The 18,509-nt window shown below is 71.9% G+C and carries 16 protein-coding genes, 1 tRNA gene and 1 pseudogene; 13 read left to right on the top strand and 5 right to left on the bottom strand.

Annotation, left to right across the window (positions count from 1 at the left end):
- Positions 1-35: 35 nt before the first annotated feature.
- Positions 36-518, bottom strand: coding sequence for a hypothetical protein (locus ACFYPS_RS11460; RefSeq protein WP_387324116.1), 483 nt, complete (start codon positions 516-518; stop codon positions 36-38).
- Positions 519-875: 357 nt separating this feature from the next.
- Here ACFYPS_RS11460 and ACFYPS_RS11455 point away from each other — a divergent pair, with 357 nt between their 5' ends.
- From ACFYPS_RS11455 to ACFYPS_RS11445, 3 genes are read left to right on the top strand one after another with little or no spacing between them, the layout of a single operon-like run.
- Positions 876-1,559, top strand: a complete 684-nt coding sequence (locus ACFYPS_RS11455; RefSeq protein ID WP_354963386.1) for a hypothetical protein — start codon at positions 876-878, stop codon at positions 1,557-1,559.
- Positions 1,560-1,585: 26 nt separating this feature from the next.
- Entirely contained in the window at positions 1,586-2,563 is a 978-nt protein-coding gene (locus tag ACFYPS_RS11450; RefSeq protein ID WP_387324113.1) for an ArsA-related P-loop ATPase, read from the top strand.
- A gap of 54 nt (positions 2,564-2,617) precedes the next feature.
- Positions 2,618-3,769 (top strand): ArsA-related P-loop ATPase, encoded by a 1,152-nt coding sequence (locus ACFYPS_RS11445; RefSeq protein ID WP_354963384.1) that lies wholly within the window; start codon positions 2,618-2,620, stop codon positions 3,767-3,769.
- A 6-nt stretch (positions 3,770-3,775) separates the two neighbouring features.
- On the opposite strand, the gene ACFYPS_RS11440 is transcribed toward ACFYPS_RS11445, so the two are convergent.
- Entirely contained in the window at positions 3,776-4,096 is a 321-nt protein-coding gene (locus tag ACFYPS_RS11440) for a WhiB family transcriptional regulator (RefSeq protein WP_007466209.1), read from the bottom strand.
- A gap of 405 nt (positions 4,097-4,501) precedes the next feature.
- Between ACFYPS_RS11440 and ACFYPS_RS11435 the strand changes: the two genes are divergently transcribed.
- On the top strand, positions 4,502-6,934 hold the full coding sequence (locus tag ACFYPS_RS11435) for a transglycosylase domain-containing protein (RefSeq protein WP_387324110.1): 2,433 nt from the start codon (positions 4,502-4,504) through the stop codon (positions 6,932-6,934).
- Positions 6,935-7,077: 143 nt separating this feature from the next.
- Here ACFYPS_RS11435 and ACFYPS_RS11430 read toward each other — a convergent pair whose 3' ends face one another.
- Positions 7,078-7,533: a GatB/YqeY domain-containing protein gene (locus ACFYPS_RS11430; protein WP_387324107.1), complete on the bottom strand. Its 456-nt coding sequence runs from the start codon at positions 7,531-7,533 to the stop codon at positions 7,078-7,080.
- Between the two features lie 25 nt (positions 7,534-7,558).
- On the opposite strand from ACFYPS_RS11430, the gene ACFYPS_RS11425 reads away from it, so the two are divergent.
- The 8 genes and pseudogenes from ACFYPS_RS11425 (at position 7,559) to ACFYPS_RS11390 (ending at position 14,676) form a co-directional block, all read left to right on the top strand.
- Positions 7,559-8,452: a metallophosphoesterase gene (locus ACFYPS_RS11425; protein WP_387324104.1), complete on the top strand. Its 894-nt coding sequence runs from the start codon at positions 7,559-7,561 to the stop codon at positions 8,450-8,452.
- Positions 8,453-8,556: 104 nt separating this feature from the next.
- Positions 8,557-8,633 (top strand) — tRNA-Pro (locus tag ACFYPS_RS11420).
- Positions 8,634-8,787: 154 nt separating this feature from the next.
- A complete protein-coding gene (locus ACFYPS_RS11415) occupies positions 8,788-9,321 on the top strand; it encodes an RNA polymerase sigma factor (RefSeq protein ID WP_387324101.1) in 534 nt (177 codons plus the stop codon).
- Positions 9,318-10,322 (top strand): CU044_5270 family protein, encoded by a 1,005-nt coding sequence (locus tag ACFYPS_RS11410; protein ID WP_387324098.1) that lies wholly within the window; start codon positions 9,318-9,320, stop codon positions 10,320-10,322. Before ACFYPS_RS11415 ends, ACFYPS_RS11410 begins: the two co-directional genes overlap by 4 nt.
- A 102-nt stretch (positions 10,323-10,424) precedes the next feature.
- A complete protein-coding gene (locus ACFYPS_RS11405; RefSeq protein WP_387324095.1) occupies positions 10,425-11,042 on the top strand; it encodes a TMEM175 family protein in 618 nt (205 codons plus the stop codon).
- Positions 11,043-11,179: 137 nt separating this feature from the next.
- Positions 11,180-11,566 (top strand): annotated as a pseudogene (locus ACFYPS_RS11400) (ATP-binding protein); the annotation flags it as partial.
- A 215-nt stretch (positions 11,567-11,781) separates the two neighbouring features.
- Positions 11,782-13,776, top strand: coding sequence for a LuxR C-terminal-related transcriptional regulator (locus ACFYPS_RS11395; RefSeq protein WP_387324092.1), 1,995 nt, complete (start codon positions 11,782-11,784; stop codon positions 13,774-13,776).
- A 75-nt stretch (positions 13,777-13,851) separates the two neighbouring features.
- Positions 13,852-14,676, top strand: a complete 825-nt coding sequence (locus ACFYPS_RS11390; protein WP_387324089.1) for a class I SAM-dependent methyltransferase — start codon at positions 13,852-13,854, stop codon at positions 14,674-14,676.
- A gap of 28 nt (positions 14,677-14,704) precedes the next feature.
- On the opposite strand, the gene ACFYPS_RS11385 is transcribed toward ACFYPS_RS11390, so the two are convergent.
- Complete coding sequence (locus tag ACFYPS_RS11385; RefSeq protein ID WP_387324086.1) at positions 14,705-15,178, bottom strand: hypothetical protein; 474 nt, start codon at positions 15,176-15,178, stop codon at positions 14,705-14,707.
- A 168-nt stretch (positions 15,179-15,346) separates the two neighbouring features.
- Between ACFYPS_RS11385 and ACFYPS_RS11380 the strand changes: the two genes are divergently transcribed.
- Positions 15,347-16,630: an MFS transporter gene (locus tag ACFYPS_RS11380; RefSeq protein ID WP_354963375.1), complete on the top strand. Its 1,284-nt coding sequence runs from the start codon at positions 15,347-15,349 to the stop codon at positions 16,628-16,630.
- 94 nt (positions 16,631-16,724) lie between these two features.
- Here the strand turns inward: ACFYPS_RS11380 and ACFYPS_RS11375 are convergent, their stop codons facing one another.
- Entirely contained in the window at positions 16,725-18,431 is a 1,707-nt protein-coding gene (locus ACFYPS_RS11375) for a bifunctional metallophosphatase/5'-nucleotidase (protein ID WP_387324083.1), read from the bottom strand.
- Positions 18,432-18,509: the final 78 nt, after the last annotated feature.

Here is an 18,509-nt window from a genome sequence, read left to right as displayed (position 1 = left end):
GCTCCCTCTCGGTGCGGACGTATTCGAGGCACAGCCTACGGTCCGCTGGCGGGGCGAGGTGCGGGACGCTGCTCCGGCGCGGCCGGCAGCTCACCGCAGGGCCCCTCGTGCTCGTACCCCTGGGGGCAGCGGGAGCGGTCGGGCAGCAGCAGGTCGCAGAAGACCCGATGCCGGTTGTTCTGGTCGTCGGCGTTGGAAACGGTGGTCTCACCGGCGTCCAGCTCCGGCAGGAAACCCAGGGACACCGCGACCCGACCGGCCAGCGCGGTCGCCGCCGCCAGGTCGGGCACCCGGATCGGCAGGTGGATGACGAAGCCCGGCTCCTCGTCGTCCCGGCCCCGCTCGGCGGGGCGACCCGACGCGAGGACCACCTCCGTCGGCTCCGGCACCCGGCGGTACGACCGCTCGTTGACCGGCAGGCTGCCGACCGGCCCGTCAGCTTCGCCCCGGGACCCGGACCGGCGCAGCCGGTCGTTGGTTGGGAACTGGGTGCGAGGGATGTTGTCCACGTCGCGCATGCACTGCCTCCGGTCGTACCTGTCGGATCACGCCTCCGATCGGACCATCCATCCGTCCCGGCCCCCGCACCCGGGATCGAAGGTAAGGTCCGTGGCCGCAGTCCCGCCAACAGGACGCGCACGGCCGGTAACCCCTAGTCACATATGCGACACATCGCAGGTGGGAGGCCCTACGGGGCACCGCGTCGGAGATCCCGTCGGCCGGATCCGTCGCCCGCCCGGCCCGGCAGGGGCGACACCGGTTCGATGATTGACCGCTACCCTTCCGGTCGGACGGTCGCGCAGCGCCGGCCACCCGCTCGATCACGCTCGGCGCCAGGGGTGGCGGCGGGCGCCCGCACCCCCCGGGGGAAAGACATGACCCAACCGCCCAGCGGCGACCAGGCCGGGCCGCCCGCACTCCCGCAGGCCCACCGGGATCCCGCCGGTCCGGCTGTTCCCGACCAGCCGGCCCCCGCGGCGCAGCCCGGGCCGCTCGCCCTGCCTGCCCCGCCCGAGGGTCCCGGCGGCTCGGCACCGGCATCGGGTGCCCAGGACCCGTCGGCGATCCCGTCACCCCCGCCCGGCTACCCCCCGTACCAGGGCGCCGCCGAACCCAAGAAGAAGCGCGGCCTGCTGATCGCGGCGATCGCGCTCGTCGTGATCATGGTGCTCTGCGTGGGCGGCGGCGTGGTGGCGTTCCTGACCCTGCGCAACGCCGAGACCGGCGAGGGCGCCAAGGAACCCGCGGTCGCCGTCGACGAGTTTCTCACCGCGGTCTACAAGGACCGCGACGCGACCAAGGCGGCCAGCCGCGTCTGCGCGGCCGCCCGGGACGACGAGAAGATCGCCGCGAAGGTCGCAGAGGTGCAGAAGTACGCCGCCGAGTACAAGAACCCCCGCTTCCGGTGGACCAGCCCGAAGGTGGACAACCAGACCGGGGCACGGGCGACCGTCTCCACCCGGGTCACCATGACCACCTCCGACGAGAAGGTGGCCGACCAGGACCTGCGCTTCACGGTGGTGCAGAAGTCGGGTTGGTGGGTCTGCGAGGTCGCGTGACCGGCAGGCCTGGATAGGCTCGACGGGTGCGTGCAGCTGAGCGGCCGACCGACCCGGCCGGTACCGGATGGTCGGCCCGTCTCCACGTGGTGACCGGCAAGGGCGGCACCGGCAAGACCAGCGTGGCGGCGGCGCTGGCCCTGGCGCTGGCCGCCGGCGGCCGGCGCACCCTGCTGGTGGAGGTCGAGGGGCGGCAGGGCATCGCCCAGCTCTTCGGCATCGACCCGCTGCCGTACGAGGAGCGGCACCTCGCTGACGCCCCGGGCGGCGGTGAGGTGCGCGCGCTGGCCGTGGACGCCGAGGAGGCGTTGCTCGAATACCTCGACATGTTCTACAAGTTGGGTGCCGCCGGCCGGGCGCTGCGCAAGCTCGGCGCCATCGACTTCGCCACCACCATCGCCCCGGGCCTGCGTGACGTGCTGCTCACCGGTAAGGCGAAGGAGGCCACCACCCGCACGTCCGGGCAGCGGCGCGTGTACGACGCGGTGGTGCTGGACGGCCCGCCGACCGGGCGGATCGGCCGGTTCCTCAACGTCACGGCCGAGACGGCCCGGCTGGCCAAGGTGGGCCCGATCAAGACTCAGAGCGAGGGGGTCGCGGCACTGCTGCGGTCCCCGATAACCGCGGTGCACGTGGTCACGCTGCTGGAGGAGATGCCGGTGCAGGAGACGGTGGACGCCATCGCCGACCTGACCTCGCTCGGCTTCGGGATCGGGCGGGTGATCGTCAACGGCACGCGGCCACCGGTGCCCTCCGGTCGGGCGGTCACCGCGGCCGAGCTGAAGCGTGGGCTGGTCGCCGCCGGGCTGCCGGCCGACCGGGAAACCGTCGCCGGCCTGCACGACGAGGCGCGTGACCAGCTCATCCGGCGCGAGTTGGAGGATTCACTGCGGGCCGAGCTGGTGGAGCTGGGGCTGCCGATGACCGAGCTGCCGTTGCTGGCCGACGGGGTGGACCGGGCGGGGCTCGCGACGCTGGCTCAGGCCCTCCTCCGGGCGGATTGACTCACACCTGAGGTCGGCACGGGCGCACGGACCCACCCGGCCCGATACGCTCGATTGGTGCCTTCCGAAGACGCGGCGCCGCAGCTGGACGTCGACAAGATCCTCGCCGACCCGGGCGTGCGGATCGTCGTGTGTTGCGGTGCCGGCGGGGTGGGAAAGACGACCACGGCCGCCGCGCTGGCGCTGCGGGCCGCCGAGCACCACGGCCGCCGCACGGTGGTGCTCACCATCGACCCGGCCCGCCGGTTGGCCCAGTCGCTGGGCCTGACCGAGCTGGACAACACGCCCCGGCAGGTCAAGGGGATCGACGTCGAGGCCAGCGGCGGCGAGCTGCACGCCATGATGCTGGACATGAAACGCACCTTCGACGACGTGGTGCTGCAGCACACCGATCCGGCGAAGGCGGCGGAGATCTTCGCCAACCCCTTCTACCAGGCGATGAGCTCGACCTTCGCCGGCACGCAGGAATACATGGCGATGGAGAAGCTCGGCCAGTTGCACGCCCGGGGCGAGTGGGACCTGATCGTCGTGGACACCCCGCCGTCCCGCTCGGCGCTCGACTTCCTGGACGCGCCGGCCCGGCTCTCCCGCTTCCTCGACGGCCGCATGCTGCGACTGCTGCTGGCACCGGCCCGCAGCGGTGGGCGGAGCATGTTCAGCCTGGTCACCGCCTCGTTCGGGATGTTCTCGAAGGTGGTGCAGAAGGTGCTCGGCGCGCAGCTGCTCACCGACCTGTCCGGCTTCGTGGCCGGGCTGGATTCGATGTTCGGCGGTTTCCGGCAGCGGGCCGAGCAGACGTACCGCATCCTCCAGGCACGGGAGACGGCCTTCGTGCTGGTCGCGGCGCCGGAGCCGGACGCTGTCCGGGAGGCCGCCTACTTCGCCGGCCGACTGCGGGAGGAGAACATGCCGCTGGCCGGTCTGGTGCTCAACCGGGTGCACCGGCCTGCGGTTCCGGAGCTGGACGCCGAGCGGAGCCGGGCCGCCGCGGAGCGGCTGGCCGAGCTGGGTGGGCACGAGGCCACCGCCGACGTGCTGCGGGCGCACGCCGCGCTGGCCCGCCAAGCGGTACGCGAGCAGCAGGTGGCCGCGCGGTTCACCGAGGCGTTCCCGGCGGTGCCCGCGGTGTCGGTGACGGCGCAACCCGCCGACGTGCACGACGTCGACGGGCTGCGGACGATCGGCGCGGCGATCAGCCGGCCGTGACCGGCGTCAGGTGGCCGCGCTGACGAGAATCTTGTCCTTGCCGGCCTTGTCCTTGCTGTTCTTCTTCATCGCGGCCTCGAACATCTTGCGCCAGCTCGTCACCTGCGGGTGACGACGCAGCAGCGCTCGGCGTTCGCGTTCGGTCATGCCACCCCACACACCGAACTCGATCCGGTTGTCCAGCGCGTCGGCCAGGCACTCGTACCGAACTGGGCAGCTCCGGCAGATCCGCTTCGCCACGTTCTGTTCGGCGCCCTGTACGAACAACGCGTCCGGGTCCCCGTTCTGACACGCCGCCAGCGACGGCCAGTCAGTGATCATGCCCATGTGTACACGTCCCCCCTTGCAGTACCTACCGACCTCGTTGCACGTCAGCCGGCAATTCCCCCCGATCGCCCGGCTCGCCTTCCCCAAGGCGGCGCGAACGACATGTGGCGCTGTCGCCGCCCCCCATCATGCTCTGTAGTCGACTGATTACGCAACGTTGTCGGCGAAATCCATCATTCCGGACACTCCCGGCTTCCCGGGCGCTCGACCGCCGGTTACCCCGTCGAGGTCGGCGAAAACGCTGCGCCGCTTCCTTCGATCGGAGGAGACTCACGCCAGGTCAGACGCAACCACGCACCGGGGGTCGTGCGTTTAGCACAACGAGGGCAGCGCGCGCAGGAAATGGGGAAGAACGCCCCAGCGCCCCCTCGTTCCCTACTCGCGTACCCTGCTGAGGTGACCTGGATGCGGAAACGTGACCACAATGTGCTGACCAACGCCGCATCGCTGCTCGTATGTGGCCTGCTGGCCGGCGTGGTGGTCGCCGCGGCGGCCTTCCCCGCAGTGGCGATGTCCGGCTTGGCCGCAAAGGCCGGCGCCGAGACATTCGGCGCCCTGCCCACGGAGCTGACGGTGGCCCGCGCGCCACAGCTCGGCTACCTGTACGCCTCGGACGGCAAGACACCGCTGGCGATCATGTACGACGAGAACCGGCGCGACGTGAAGCTCGCCGACATCTCGCCGGACATGCAGAAGGCCATCATCGCGGCCGAAGACCACGACTTCTACAAGCACAACGGCGTCGACATCAACGGTGTCGCCCGCGCGTTCGTCAACAACCAGAACGAGAGCGCCGGCCGGCAGGGCGCCTCGACGCTGACCATGCAGTACGTCCGGCTGGCCATCGCGTACTCGGCCACCCACCCGGCCGACGTGGTTGCCGCGACCGAGGACACCAGCGCCCGCAAGCTCCGCGAGATGCGGCTGGCCCTCCAGGTCGACAAGGAGTTCTCCAAGGACGAGATCCTCACCCGCTACCTCAACCTCGCCTCGTTCGGCAACGGCGCGTACGGCGTGTACGCCGCCAGCCAGGTCTACTTCGGCAAGCCGCCGAGCAAGCTCAAGATCGAGGAAGCGGCGCTGCTGGCCGGCATGGTGAAGGCGCCGACCACCAACGACCCGACCACCAAGGCCGGCTTCCCGCTCGCACTGAACCGACGCAACTACGTCATCCAGAACATGGTCGACATCAAGGCCATCACCCAGCAGGAGGCCGACGCCGCCAAGGCGACCAAGCTGGTGGTGAAGGACAAGCGCACCCCCAACGGCTGCGTCGCCGCCAACGTCAACAGCTGGGGCTTCTTCTGCGACTACTTCTACCGCTGGTGGATGCAGCAGGAGACGTTCGGCTCGACGTCGTACGACCGTGAGCGGCGGCTGAAGAGCGGCGGCTACACCATCATCACCTCGCTCGACGTGCAGGCCCAGAAGGGCGCCGACGCCGCGGTTCGCAGGGCCAAGAAGGAGACCTCCAAGGAGGCCGCCATGGTCGCCGTGGTGGAACCGGGCAGCGGGCGGGTTCGGGCGCTCGCGGTCAACCGCCAGTTCAAGCTGGACGACCCGAAGAACCCGAAGAACAGGATCTCCAGCGATCCCGCGAAGAAGAGGAAGGGCATCCGGGGCAACTACCCGGCGACGGTCAACCCGCTGCTCACCGGCGGCGACGGCATCACCGGCTACCAGGCCGGCTCGACGTTCAAGATGTTCACCGTCGTGGCGGCGCTGGAGAAGGGCATCCCCCTCAGCTACACCATCAACGCGCCGAAGCAGTTCAAGTCGGAGTACATCATCCGACCAGGCCCAGCAGCCTGCGCCGGGACCCACTTCTACTGCCCCACCAACTCGACCGACAGCATGGCCGGCGTGCACACCATGTGGGGCGCGTTCGGCCGGTCGGTGAACACCTACTTCGTGCCACTCCAGCAGCAGGTCGGCGCGGAGAACGTGGTCAAGGCCGCGAAGAGGCTGGGCATCAACTTCCGAGCCCAGGAGGACCTGGACCTGGAACGGGGGGCGCACCAGTGGGGCGCGTTCACCCTGGGCGTCTCGCAGACCACCCCGCTGGACCTTGCCAATGCCTACGCCACCCTGGCCGCGGACGGCAAATTCTGCGAGCCGATCCCGGTGCAGGAGATTCGGGACCCGGAGGGCAAAAAGCTGGACATCGCCAACCCGCGCTGCGAGAAGCGGTTCAGCACCGAGGTGGCCCGCGCCGCTGTGGACGCGGCCCGTTGCCCGGTCGGTGACCGGTCGACGACCTCCAGGTGCACGGGAGCCACCGCCGGCAACGTGCGGAGGGACGTCGGTGCGCCGGTGGCCGGCAAGTCCGGCACCACCGACTCGGAGAAGACCGCAGCCCTGGTCGCGATGACCAAGCAGTACGCGGTGGCCGGCATCATGGCCGACCCGGACTGGCCGCAGACCAACGTCAAGATGAAGCACGGCGAGAAGGACGGCATCAACCCGCCGGTGTGGGAGACGCTGCGGGACGCGATGAAGGGCAAACCGGATATCCCGTTCGACCCGCCGGGCCAGAAGATCTCCCAGGGTGACCAGCGCAGCATCCCCAGCGTGAAGTGCGCGTCGGTGGACAGCGCGAAGTCCCGGCTCAAGGACGCCGGCTTCGACCCGGTCGTCTCCGACACGAAGGTGACTTCGACGTGTCCGGCTGGCACCGCCGCCGGCACCAGCCCGGACGGGCGCACCATCAAGGGCGGCGTGGTCACCATCCAGGTCAGCAGCGGCGGCGGCGCTCCCCCGCCGGGAAACACCACGCCGAACAAGCCGAACCAGCCCGGCACCCCGGGTCGACCCGGCACGGGCCGCCCGGGCGGCTGAGCCGACGAGCAAGACGCACGAAACGGGCGGGCACCTTCGAGTGCCCGCCCGTTTCGTCTGCCCGGACTGCGTCGGCGGGTTTCAGGGCCGCGCGGTGTCCGGACCGCGCGGTGTCGGAACCCCGTTGGTCTGGGTGCCGCCGGTCAGAGGCCGAGCTGGCGGCGTACCTCAGCGGCCACCCGACCACCCTCGGCCTGGCCGGCCACCGCGGCCTGGGCCGCCTTCATCGCCGGGCCCATCTGGGCCTTCCCGGTGATGCCGCCCGCGGCGAGTGCCCCAGACACCAGCTCGGTCAACTCGGCGTCCGAGAGCTGCTTGGGCAGGTAACGGTCCAGCACCTCACCCTCGGAGGTCTCCTTCGCCGCCTGCTCGGCGCGGCCCGCGTCGGCGAAGGCGGTGGCCGCCTCCCGGCGCTTCTTCGCCTCCTTGGTCAGCACCACGAGCACCTCGTCGTCGGTGAGCTCGCGCTTGGCCTTGCCGGCGACCTCGGCGGTGCCGACGGCGGCCAGGGCCATCCGTAGCGTGGAGGTGGTCAGCTCGTCGCGCGCCTTGAGCGCGGAACGCATGTCGGCGGTTAGGCGGTCCTTCAGCGTGCTCATGGACGGTCAAACTACCCTGAACGGCATGCGAAAGCGCACACTATTCCGGCTCGCCGCCGGAACCGCCGCGGTTGGAGCGGCCACCCTCGCGTACGCGTCACTCGTCGAGCGCAACATGTTCACCCTGCGGCGGTACGACGTACCGATGCTGCCGGCCGAGGCGGAGCCGCTGCGCGTGCTGCACCTGTCGGACCTGCACATGATGCCCGACCAGGCGCGCAAGCAGCGCTGGGTGGCGTCGCTGGCCGCCCTCGACCCGGACCTGGTCGTGGTGACCGGCGACAACATGGCGCACCCGGGCGCGGTGCCCGGGGTGTTGCGGGCGCTGCAACCGCTGCTGGACTACCCGGGCGCCTTCGTGTTCGGCTCCAACGACTACACCGGGCCGGTGTGGAAGAACCCGTTCACCTACTTCCTGCCCGACCGGGAGTACACCGAGGGCGTCGACCTGCCCTACGAGGAGCTGCGCCAGGTGTTCACCGGCGCCGGCTGGTTGGACCTGAACAACGCCCGCACCATGCTCAAGGCCGGCGGCCGGCAGATCGACCTGGTGGGCGTGGACGACCCGCACATCGAGCGGGACGACTACGGCGCCGTGGACGGCCGGGTCTCATCCTCGGCGGACCTGTCCATCGCGCTGGCGCACTCCCCCGAACCACGGGTGCTGGACCGGATGGCCGCGGACGGCTTCGGGCTGCTGCTGGCCGGGCACACCCACGGCGGGCAGGTCCGCGTACCGGGCGTCGGGGCGTTGGTGACCAACTGCGGGCTGCCCCGCTCGATGGCGCGCGGGCTGCACCGGTGGCCGGGCTCGGACTCCTGGCTGCACGTCTCCGCGGGCCTGGGCACCCACCCGACCGCTCCGGTCCGCTTCGCCTGCCCCCCGGAGGCGACCATCCTCACCCTGATCCCCCGCTGACCCGCGCGCCCGCGCCGTCCCGGCGTCCCGCCGTCAAGATCCGCCCCCCGGGGGTACCGAGTTTGACCATCGGGACGGGTGGGCTACTATTTGTCGGCACGCCTCGGGGTGTGGCGCAGCTTGGTAGCGCGCTTCGTTCGGGACGAAGAGGTCGTCGGTTCGAATCCGGCCACCCCGACCAGAGGTAAAGGTCAAGGCCCCTCCACCGAGGGGCCTTGATTCGTTTCCGGCGCTCACTGTCCTGCCGGAAGCAGCGAGAAGGCAGCAAGCGACGCGGGCAAGCGGATACGGTCCGGTCCTGTAACCCCCGGCCGCCGACCGACACAAGTAGGGGTATGAGGGAAGTCGACGCCCGGGGAGCCGACTGGTTCCGCGGGATCTACGCACGGCACTATCCGGACGTCGTGCGCTACGGACTGCGGCGACTCGACGGCCTGACGGCGGCGGAGGAACTTGCCCAGGAGGTGTTCCTGGTGGCCTGGCGGCGCCGGTCGGAACTGCCGGCGCGGACGTTGCCCTGGCTGTACGGGGTCGCTCGTCGGCTGTTGGCCAACCATTGGCGTACCCAACGGGCCGTACCGCCGCCCGTGGAGCTGACCGAAGCTGCCGCGTTGGACCGTCATGACGGCGTCCTGCGGCTGGTCGATGTGCGCGCGGCGCTCAGCCGGCTGTCGGACGACGATCAGGAAATCCTGCGGCTGGTCGGCTGGGAGCAGTCATCGCTGAGCGAGGCGGCACTGGTCCTGGGCTGCGGTGCAGCCACGGCCAAAGTGCGGCTGCACCGGGCTCGACGGCGACTGACCGAGATGCTCCGGGAACAGTCCGAACAGACCCCCTTACTCGACGGCCAGCTGGGAGGAGCGCGATGAACAAGCGAGTGCGTGAACTGCTGGAGGCCGCTGACCCGGCCCGCGGGATCCAGGTGGGGGCCGGTGACGTCGAGGAAGTGTTGCGGCTCGCCAGCAACGACGTCACGTCCTACGACCAGGTGGTACCTGCTCGGCGGGCGCGGCGACTCGTTGCCGTCGGGGCGGCCTTCGCCGTAATCGCCGTTGCGGCAATGACGGTCACGGTCCTCCGGCCCACCGCCGGGCCCTCCGGATCATCCCAGCCTCCGATCGTTCCGGGTGCCGCTGGCGTCCCGGCCCACTGCCTGAGCACGATCGCGGACCGGATGCGGGCCACGTCGTACGACGGAAAGGCCGGACGGTATGAGTACCTGCACCGGAGGGGGCAGAGCGGCAGCTCGGGACTGCGACCGGGTAGCCGCACTCAGTCGGTGAGTGTGCTGTTCAGCGAGGAGACGTCGCGGTGGCTCGCGGCCGACGGCTCGGGACGCATTCGCATCGTGCGAGGAGCAGCGACCTATCCGGACGAAGCATCACGGAACTTCTACGCTGAGCACCCAGACATGATCCCGAAGGAGGGTTCCGACACGGACGACCTGCGCCCCGGAGACTTCAGCGTCCTGCCACTGCCGGCGGCGGAACCCGCGGCAATGGGCCAGGCGCTGTACCAGGCGCGGGAGAACGGGCCATCGCACGTGCTTGTCAGCGTCGCGGAGCTGAACAACGAGCGGGTCGTGGACTTCGCGCATCGGGTTGCGCTGCTGCGGTTCCTTGCCGGAACGGAGGGGGTGACCTGTCGCGATGAGCAGACTGACCCGGCAGGACGGACCGGGATCGTGGTGTCAGCCGACCTCGGCCGAGGTCCCCAGCCGAGCCCCGGCGATTGGGGCAGGGAATATCTGCTTTTCGACCCGCAGACCGGGGAGTTGCTGGCCAGGGGCTACGGTGCCAACTCCGCAGCGGGCGGTATGTCATGGTCGACCGTGTACCTGGAACGGGGTTACACGGACGTGCTCGGCTGACGACGTCACGGCGACATGCGGTTGGCCGGCCGAGCGGGGAAAGCCGTTGTGACCCGGGTTGAACGCCCACGGCACGTCCGGATGGTGCGGTAGAACTGTCGGGTGAGCCGAACCCGGCTGGAGGTGTTCAGTGATGCGGTCTTCGCGGTCGCGATCACGCTTCTCGCGCTGAATCTGGCGGTGGCCGGCCCGGGTCATGGCCCGCTCCTGCATCAGGTCGCGGAACACTGGCCCTCATTCGTCGCCTACCTGATCAGCTTCGCCACGATCGGGCTGATCTGGGTCAACCACCACGCCCTCATCGACAACCTCGTCGTCATCGACCGGACCCTGGCCCTCCTCAACCTCATCCTGCTGCTGTTCGTGGTTCTGATCCCGGTGGACACGGCGACGGTGGCCAAGTACCTCGCCCTGGGCGGGCAGGACGCCCAGGTGGCGGTGACTCTGTATGCGGCTGCCTTCCTGGGGATGGGGCTGAGCTTCGCTGGGATCTTCGAATGGACCTTGCGGCCGGGCCGGCTCCCCCAGCCCGTGCCGGCGGGGATCCGTTGGAGGGCGCGGCTGCGATTCGGGGCAGCATCGATCCTGTATCTGGCCGCGATCGCCGCCGCCTTCGTCAGCCCGCCGGTGGCACTGGCCATCATCGCCGGCGTCCCCGTCTACTACATCTTCGAACGCGCCCCGGCGCTCGGCTCCCCCGCAGGCGCGCGGCAGCAGTGAGCCGCTGCCGGACGAGGGTTCAGCCCCCGTCCGGAGCCAACCGTCGTCGAGCAGGCCTACGCCGAGTTGTCGGTTGACCACGTCGAGGGTCTCCGCCGCACACCGGCCGGGCGCCCTGCTGACTAGCATCGACCGTGATGGAGCTGCTGGAGCGCGCAAACGCGCTCGCCACCCTGGACAGGCTGCTGGCCTCCCCCGGCGGCGCGATCGCGCTCGTCGCCGGCGAGGCGGGTGCCGGCAAGTCCGCCCTGGTCAACGCGTTCGCGGCGACGGCCGAGCCACGTGCCCGGGTGCTCTGGGGCAGCTGCGACCCGCTGCTGACGCCCCGGGCACTCGGCCCACTGCACGACATCGCCCGTCAGGTCGGCGGCGTACTCGCGGAGCGACTGACCGCGCTGCACGCGGCGGCGGAGGCCGAACGCCGCGGCACGGTGTTTGACGCGCTCCTCGACGAGCTGACCGGTCCCCGGCCCGGGCGCCGGGCGGTGATGGTGGTGGAGGACGCGCACTGGGCGGACGGGGCCACTCTGGACCTGATCGCGTACCTGGGGCGACGGTTGGCACGCCACCCGGCGCTGCTCGTACTCACCCTGCGCGACGACGAGGTCGGAGCGGAGCATCCGCTGCACGGCGTGCTCGCCGGCCTGCCCCGGCCGCTGGTCCACCGGCTGCCGCTGCCCGCCCTGTCCACGGACGCCGTCGCGGCGTTGGCCCGCCGCGCCGGCCGCGCCCCGGCGGGTTGTACCAGGCCACCGGGGGCAACCCGCTGCTGGTCACCGAGGTGCTGGCCGCGACCGGTCCGGGTGTGCCGCCGACCGTACGCGATCTGGTGCTGGCCCGGCTGGCCGCGCTGTCGCCGCCGGCGCGGGAGGTCGCCGCCCTGGTCTCGGTGGTCCCGTCCCGGGCCGAGCCGTACCTGCTGGTCGATCATCCGCCGGCTGCCGTGCAGGAGAGCCTGGACCGGGGCGTGCTGGTGCCGGCGGGCAACGGGGTGGCGTTCCGGCACGAGCTGCTGGGCCGGGCGGTGCGCGAGTCACTGTCCCCGGTGCGCCGGGCCGCGCTGCACGCGGCCGTGCTGGCCCGGCTCACGCCACGGGCCGACGTCGACGCCGCCCGGCTGGTGCACCACGCGCACCACGCTGACGATCCCACGGCGGTTCTGCGCTGGGCGCCCGTGGCGGCGCAGCGGGCGAGCCGAGCGGGGGCGCACCGGCAGGCGGCGGACCACTACACCGTCGCGCTCCCGCACGCCGCGGGTCTGCCGCCGCCACGCCGTGCCGCGTTGCTGGAGGCGTACGGGACCGCGGCATATCTGGCCGGGCTGGGCGCGCAGGCGCTCGCCGCACGGCGGGACGCGCTGGCCCTGCGGGAGGCCGAGGGCGAGCCGCTGCGGATCGGTGAGAACCTGCGCTGGGTGTCCCGGCTCTCCTGGTGGACCGGGGACAGCACGGCAGCCCGGGCGGCGGGCACCCGCGCGGTCCAGGTGCTGGAGTCCACGCCCCCCGGCGTGCAGTTGGCCATGGCGTACAGCAACATGTCGCAGCTGCTCATGCTCGGTGACGACATCGACCGGGCCATCGACTGGGGTGGCCGGGCCCGGGAGCTGGCCCGACGGCTCGGCGACGTGGAGACCGAGGCCCACGCGCTGGTCAACGTCGGCTCGGCGCGCCTTCAACGCGGCGACGTCGCCGGGGTCATCGAGCTGGAACGCGGGCACACGCTGGCCGCCGCCCACCACCTCGACGACCACGCGGCCCGCGCGCTGGTCAATCTCGCCACCGTGTCGGTGGACTGGCACCGGCTGACGCCGGCTGCCGAGGCGCTCGATCGCGCGCTGCGCTTCACCACCACCCGGGACCTCGACGGGTATTCCCGCCATCTGCTCGGCTACCGCGCCCGGCTGCGGCTGGCCACCGGAGACTGGTCCGGCGCCCGCGCCGACGCCGAGCAGGCGTTGAGCGGCACCGAGCAGCCCGGCGCGAGTCTGGCCCCGGCACTGGTCACGCTGAGCCGGCTGGACGCCCGGTGCGGCGGCCGGGCCGGGCCACACCACTTGGACGGCGCGACCCGCTGGGCCGCGCAGAGCCGCGAACTCCAGTTCGTCGTGCCGGTGGCCGCGGCGCTGGCGGAACGGCACTGGCTGGCCGGCGAGCCGACACGGGCAGCCGCCGAGCTGCGCCGGGTCCACGGGCTGGCGGTCGACGCCGGGCAACCGTGGTTCGCCGGGGAGCTGGCGTACTGGCTGTGGCGGGCCGGGGAGCCGGTCGGAGACACCGGGGCGCTGGCGTCCCCGTACCGGCGGCTGATCGAGGGCGACTGGGCCGGTGCGGCCGAGGAGTGGCACCAGCTCGGCTGCCCGTACTCCAGGGCCGAGGCGCTGGCCTGCGGCGACGACCTGGCGGCCGGCGAGGCGCTGCGGATCCTGGACGGGCTTGGTGCGGTCGCCGTGGCCCGGCGGTTCCGGGCCGAGCTGCGCGGACGCGGGATGGCCCGGGTGCCACGGGGGCCGCGCCCGGCGACGGCCGCACACCCGACGGGCCTGACCGCCCGGCAGCGGGAGGTGCTCGCGCTGCTCGCCGAGGGGCTGAGCAACGCCGAGATCGCGGCCCGACTGTCGCTCTCCACCCGGACCGTCGGTCACCACGTGTCGGCGGTGTTGGACAAGCTCGCCGTGCCCAGCCGCGGTCAGGCGGCCGCGGCGGCCCGCCGGCAGGGCCTGGTGCCGCCAAAATAGGTGTTTCTGCCGATCCCCCGGGGCAGCGCCCCACCTAGCGTCGGTGGCACAACGATCCGTCCGAGGGGGGACCACATGACCACCGCACTCGATCTCAGCGCTGTGAAGGCACGCCAGCAGGTGACCTGGGCCAGCGGCGACTACGGCGCGGTCGCCGCGCTCATCCACCCGATCGCCGAGTGGCTGGTGGCGGCAGCCGACCTGCCGGCCGGCGCCCGGGTGCTGGACGTGGCGACCGGCACCGGCAACGCCGCCATCGCCGCCGCCCGCTGCGGCTGCGTGGTGACCGGCGTCGACTACGTACCCGAACTGCTGGAGCGTGGCCACGCCCGGGCGGCGGCGGAGCGGCTGCCGGTCACCTTCGTGACCGGCGACGCGGAGCGGCTGGCGTACCCCGACGGTTCCTTCGACGCGGTGCTCTCCGTCGTCGGCGTGATGTTCGCGCCGGACCAGGAGCGGGCAGCGGCGGAGCTGCTCCGGGTCTGCCGACCCGGCGGCACGGTGGCGTTGGCGTCGTGGACGCCCCAGGGATTCATCGGCGAACTGTTCCGCACGGTCGGGCGCCACGTGCCGCCGCCGGCCGGGCTACGCCCGCCGGTCCAGTGGGGCGACGAGGGCCGGGTCCGCGAGCTGCTGGGCGGGTCCGTGGGCGAACTGCGGGCGGTACGCCGTGAGTTCGTCTTCCGCTTCGGCACCCCGGAGGAGTTCGCGGACTTCTTCCGGGCCAACTACGGGCCGACGCTGAAGGCGTTCGAGGCGCTGCCCGAGGAGCGGCGCCCGCAACTGCACGCCGACCTGGTGGAGCTTGCCCGGACGCACAACCGCGCCAGCGACGGCACGGTACGGATCCCGGCGGAGTACCTGGAGGTGGTGGCGCAGCGGGCGCCCGAGCCGGCATGACCCGGGGGTAGCCGGATCGGGCGTGGCGTCAGTCCTGCCGCTCGGTGCGCTCGATCTCGGCGAACGCGGTGGCCAGGTAGCCGTCGAGCGGCCGGCCGGCGGTCGACAGCAGGTCGGCGACGAGTAGCGGGGCGTGCCGGGCGACCGCCGCCGGGCCCGGCGGGTTGTCGTCGTCGCCCGGGTCGTACACGCCGAGCGCCCCGGCGAGCAGCACCAGCACCACGTGCGGGTCGACCTCCGGAAGCCAGCCGGCGGCCGAGCGAACGCAGGCCTCCAGCACCTGGCGGACGTCGTCGCCGTCCAGCCCGTCCGGATGTGTCTCCTCCAACAGCAGCCGGACCGCCGCGCCGAGCACCAGGCCGGACCGGTCGGCACCGGTGAGCCGCTGCACGGCCGCCTCGTACGCCGTGGGGTCGCGCTGTTGTGCGGCGGCGACGGCCTCGCCGGCGGCGACGGCGATCTCACGGGCCGGTGCGGGCAGGTGTCGCCAGGTCACACTCACGGCGCCAGCATGGCAGAGCACACCGACGGCTGGCATCCGCACCGACCGTGCGTGCCGCCGGGCTGGACGGACCGGGGCGTGGGCTCCGTCACGGACCCGCCGCCTCGTGCGCGGGGAGCGCCGTAATCGGTTCGCCAACCGTCACACCCGGCGAACAGAATGCCGGACATGCTGCGTCGCTCCCTGCCCCGCCGTTCGGAAGCTCGCCGGATCCTCCTCGGCACCCTGCTGTCGGCGATCGGGCGCGGGCTGACCCTGCCGTTCCTGTTCATCTACCTGACCGACGTGCGCGGGCTCACCGACACCCGCGCCGGCCTGGTGATCGGCTGGTACGGCGCGGTCACCCTGGCCCTGTCGCCGCTGGGCGGGACACTGATCGACCGGTTCGGCGCCCGCCGGGTGGTGGTGCCGTGCCTGCTGGTCGAGGCGGTGGGCACCGGCTCACTGGCGCTGGTCCACTCGACCGGCTCGGCCCTGCTGGTGATGACGGTGATCGCGATCGGCAGCTCGGCGATCTGGTCCGGGCAGAACACGATCCTCGCCTCGCTGACCGACGACGGCGAGCGGCAGCGGGTCTTCGGTCTGAACTTCGCCCTGCTCAACCTCGGCATCGGTATCGGCGGCATGACCTCCGGCGCGATCATCGACACCGCCCGGCCGGGCACCTTCCAGGTGATCTACCTGCTGGACGCGGTGAGCTACCTGATGCCGGCGCTGATCCTGCTCACCCTGCCGGGCGTCGGCCACCGCCTCGGCAAACGTCGGACGGGCGGCGAGCCGTCGGCCGGCGGCTACCTGACCGTGCTCCGCGACCGCCCGTTCCGCCGGCTGGTGATCTTCGGACTGGTCCTCACCACATGCGGGTACGCCCAGATCGAGGTGGGCTTCGCCGCGTACGCCGTGCGGGTCGCCGAGGTCAGCCCCCGGGTGGTGGCCTGGGCGCTCGCGGCCAACACCGTGATGATCGTGCTCGCCCAGCTGCTGGTGATCCGCCGGATCGAGGGGCGCAGCCGCACCGCCGCGCTCGCGGTGGTCGGCGCGGTGTTCGCCACCGCCTGGTTGGTTCTCGGCGCGGCCGGCCTGGTCAGCACCGGAAACGCCCTGGTGGCCGCCCTGTGCGTGGTGGCCTGCTCGGCGATCTTCGGCTTCGGCGAGACGATGCTGTCGCCGGTGATGCCGGCGCTGACCAACGCGCTGGCCACCGATGAGCTGCGCGGCCGGTACAACGCCATGAGCTCGATGATCTTCGGAGTCAGCGGCGTGATCGGTCCGGTGACCGCCGGCCCGCTCATCGGTGCCGCGAACGGCATGGTCTGGGTGGCGGTGGTGGTCGGCGGCTGCCTGGTGGCCTCCCTGGTGGCGCTCTCGCTGCGCCGGCTGCTCACCCCCGAGCAGGACGGCCGGGTCACGACCGGCGCAACCTCCCCCGAGCCGACACCCGCCACGGCCTGACCACGCCCCGCGCCCGCGACCGTGGCGTCGTACTCCGGAACGGGTCGGGCCCCGGAGCGGATGCTCCGGGGCCCGATCGTCGCGGGGTCGCCCGTCAGGCGGCGGGGACCTCGGCGGTGGTGCGGATCCGGTCCAGCGTCGGAGCGGAGACCGGCGACTGCGCGGTCAGGTACGCCACGAACGCGTCCAGGTCGATCTGCCCGGTGACCAGGTTCGTGCCGCCGGTGAGGGCGCTGAACCCGTCGCCGCCCCCGGCCAGGAAGTTGTTCACCGTCACCCGGTAGGTGGCGGCGGTGTCGACCGCGGTGCCACCGAAGGTGAGGCTGCCCCGGACGACGCGGGTGCCGACGCACGGGTCGGCGGCGGTGCCGGTGGTGCCGTTCGGGTCGACCACGTAGCCGACCGTCGCGGACGGGTACAGCGTGCGGCCGGTGACGAACTGCTGCTCGAGTACGCAGTAGAGCTGTGCGCCGGTCAGGTCGAGCGTCACCAGGTTGTTGGCGAACGGCTGCACCGTGAACGCCTCCTCATAGGTGACCGGTCCGGCGTCGAGGTCGGCTCGCACCCCGCCCGGGTTCATGAACGCGGCGACCGCGCTCTGCTCGTCGTCGGTGGCGGCGAGCTGCGCGTCGGCGATCACGTTGCCCAGCGCGGACTCGCCCATGGTCGTACCGAAGAGGGTCTCCTGGGCGCGGGTGATCGCCTGGGTGGTCTCGCCGACCTGACGGTCGGCGACCGGGCCGAGCACCGTCTTGTACCGGTCGATCAGAGCGGTCTGCTTCGGGTCCTTGGCGACGTCCCGGCTGACCACGACGTTGTTCGCCGCGGCGGAGATCACGTCCCCGCTCCGACGGTCGATCTTGAGGTCGATGTCGGTGACCAGGCGGCCGAACGAGCTGGCACTGGTGACCAGCTTGCCGTTGATGTCGCAGTTGTACGCCTGGTGGGTGTGCCCGCTGACCACCACGTCGATCGACGGGTCCATCCGGTTGGCGATGTCCACGATGGGGCCGGTCATGCCGACGCAGTCGTTGATACCGCCGGTCGCGGCCTGGGTGCCACCCTCGTGCAGCAGGACGACGATCGTCTCCACGCCCTTGCGGCGCAGTTCGCGGGCGTACCGGTTGGCGGTGACCGCCTCGTCGGCGAACGTGAGGCCGGCGACGCCCTGCTGGCTGACGATCTCCGGGGTGCCCTCCAGGGTCATCCCGATGAAGCCGACCTTGACGCCCTGCACCTTGTGGATCGCGTACGGCGCCATCAGCGGCTTGCCGGTCGCGGTCTTGAAGGCGTTCGCGGACAGGTACTTGAAGCTGGCGCCCCGGTACGGGGTGCCGTCGGCGCAGCCGTCCACCGGGTGGCAGCCGCCGTTCTGGATCCGCAGCAGCTCGGCCGCGCCCTCGTCGAACTCGTGGTTGCCGACGCTGGCGTAGTCCAGGCCGGCCATGCTCAGCGCCTCGATGGTCGGCTCGTCGTGGAACGCCGCGGAGAGCAGCGGGGACGCGCCGATCAGGTCACCGGCGGCGACCGTGATGGTGTTCTTCTTCTTGGCGGCGGCGCGCAGCTCGGCCAGGTGGGTGGCCAGGAACTCGACGCCGCCCGCGGCCTGCCCGGCGATGGTGCCGCTGGAGCCGCTCGGCGGTTCGAGGTTGCCGTGGAAGTCGTTGAGGGCCAGCAGGGTGACGTCGACCGGCTTCGGCCTCGCGTCCGCCTGCTCGGGGGTTGTGGCGACCGCGCCGAACGCGGCCAGCGCGAGCGCGGTCAGGCCGACGGCGGCCCGACGCATCCCGGGGATGGACATGGAACTCCTCGTGAGAATCGGCGCGTGCGGTGCCCGGACTGTGGGTCGACCGGGCCGCCGACCGACGCCGTCGGAAGG

The organism is Micromonospora sp. NPDC005087 (assembly GCF_042872965.1).
In the GTDB taxonomy this organism is placed as follows: Bacteria; Actinomycetota; Actinomycetes; order Mycobacteriales; family Micromonosporaceae; genus Micromonospora.
Note: the sequence above shows the minus strand (reverse complement) of the source record. Positions and strands in the feature narration are given on the sequence as shown.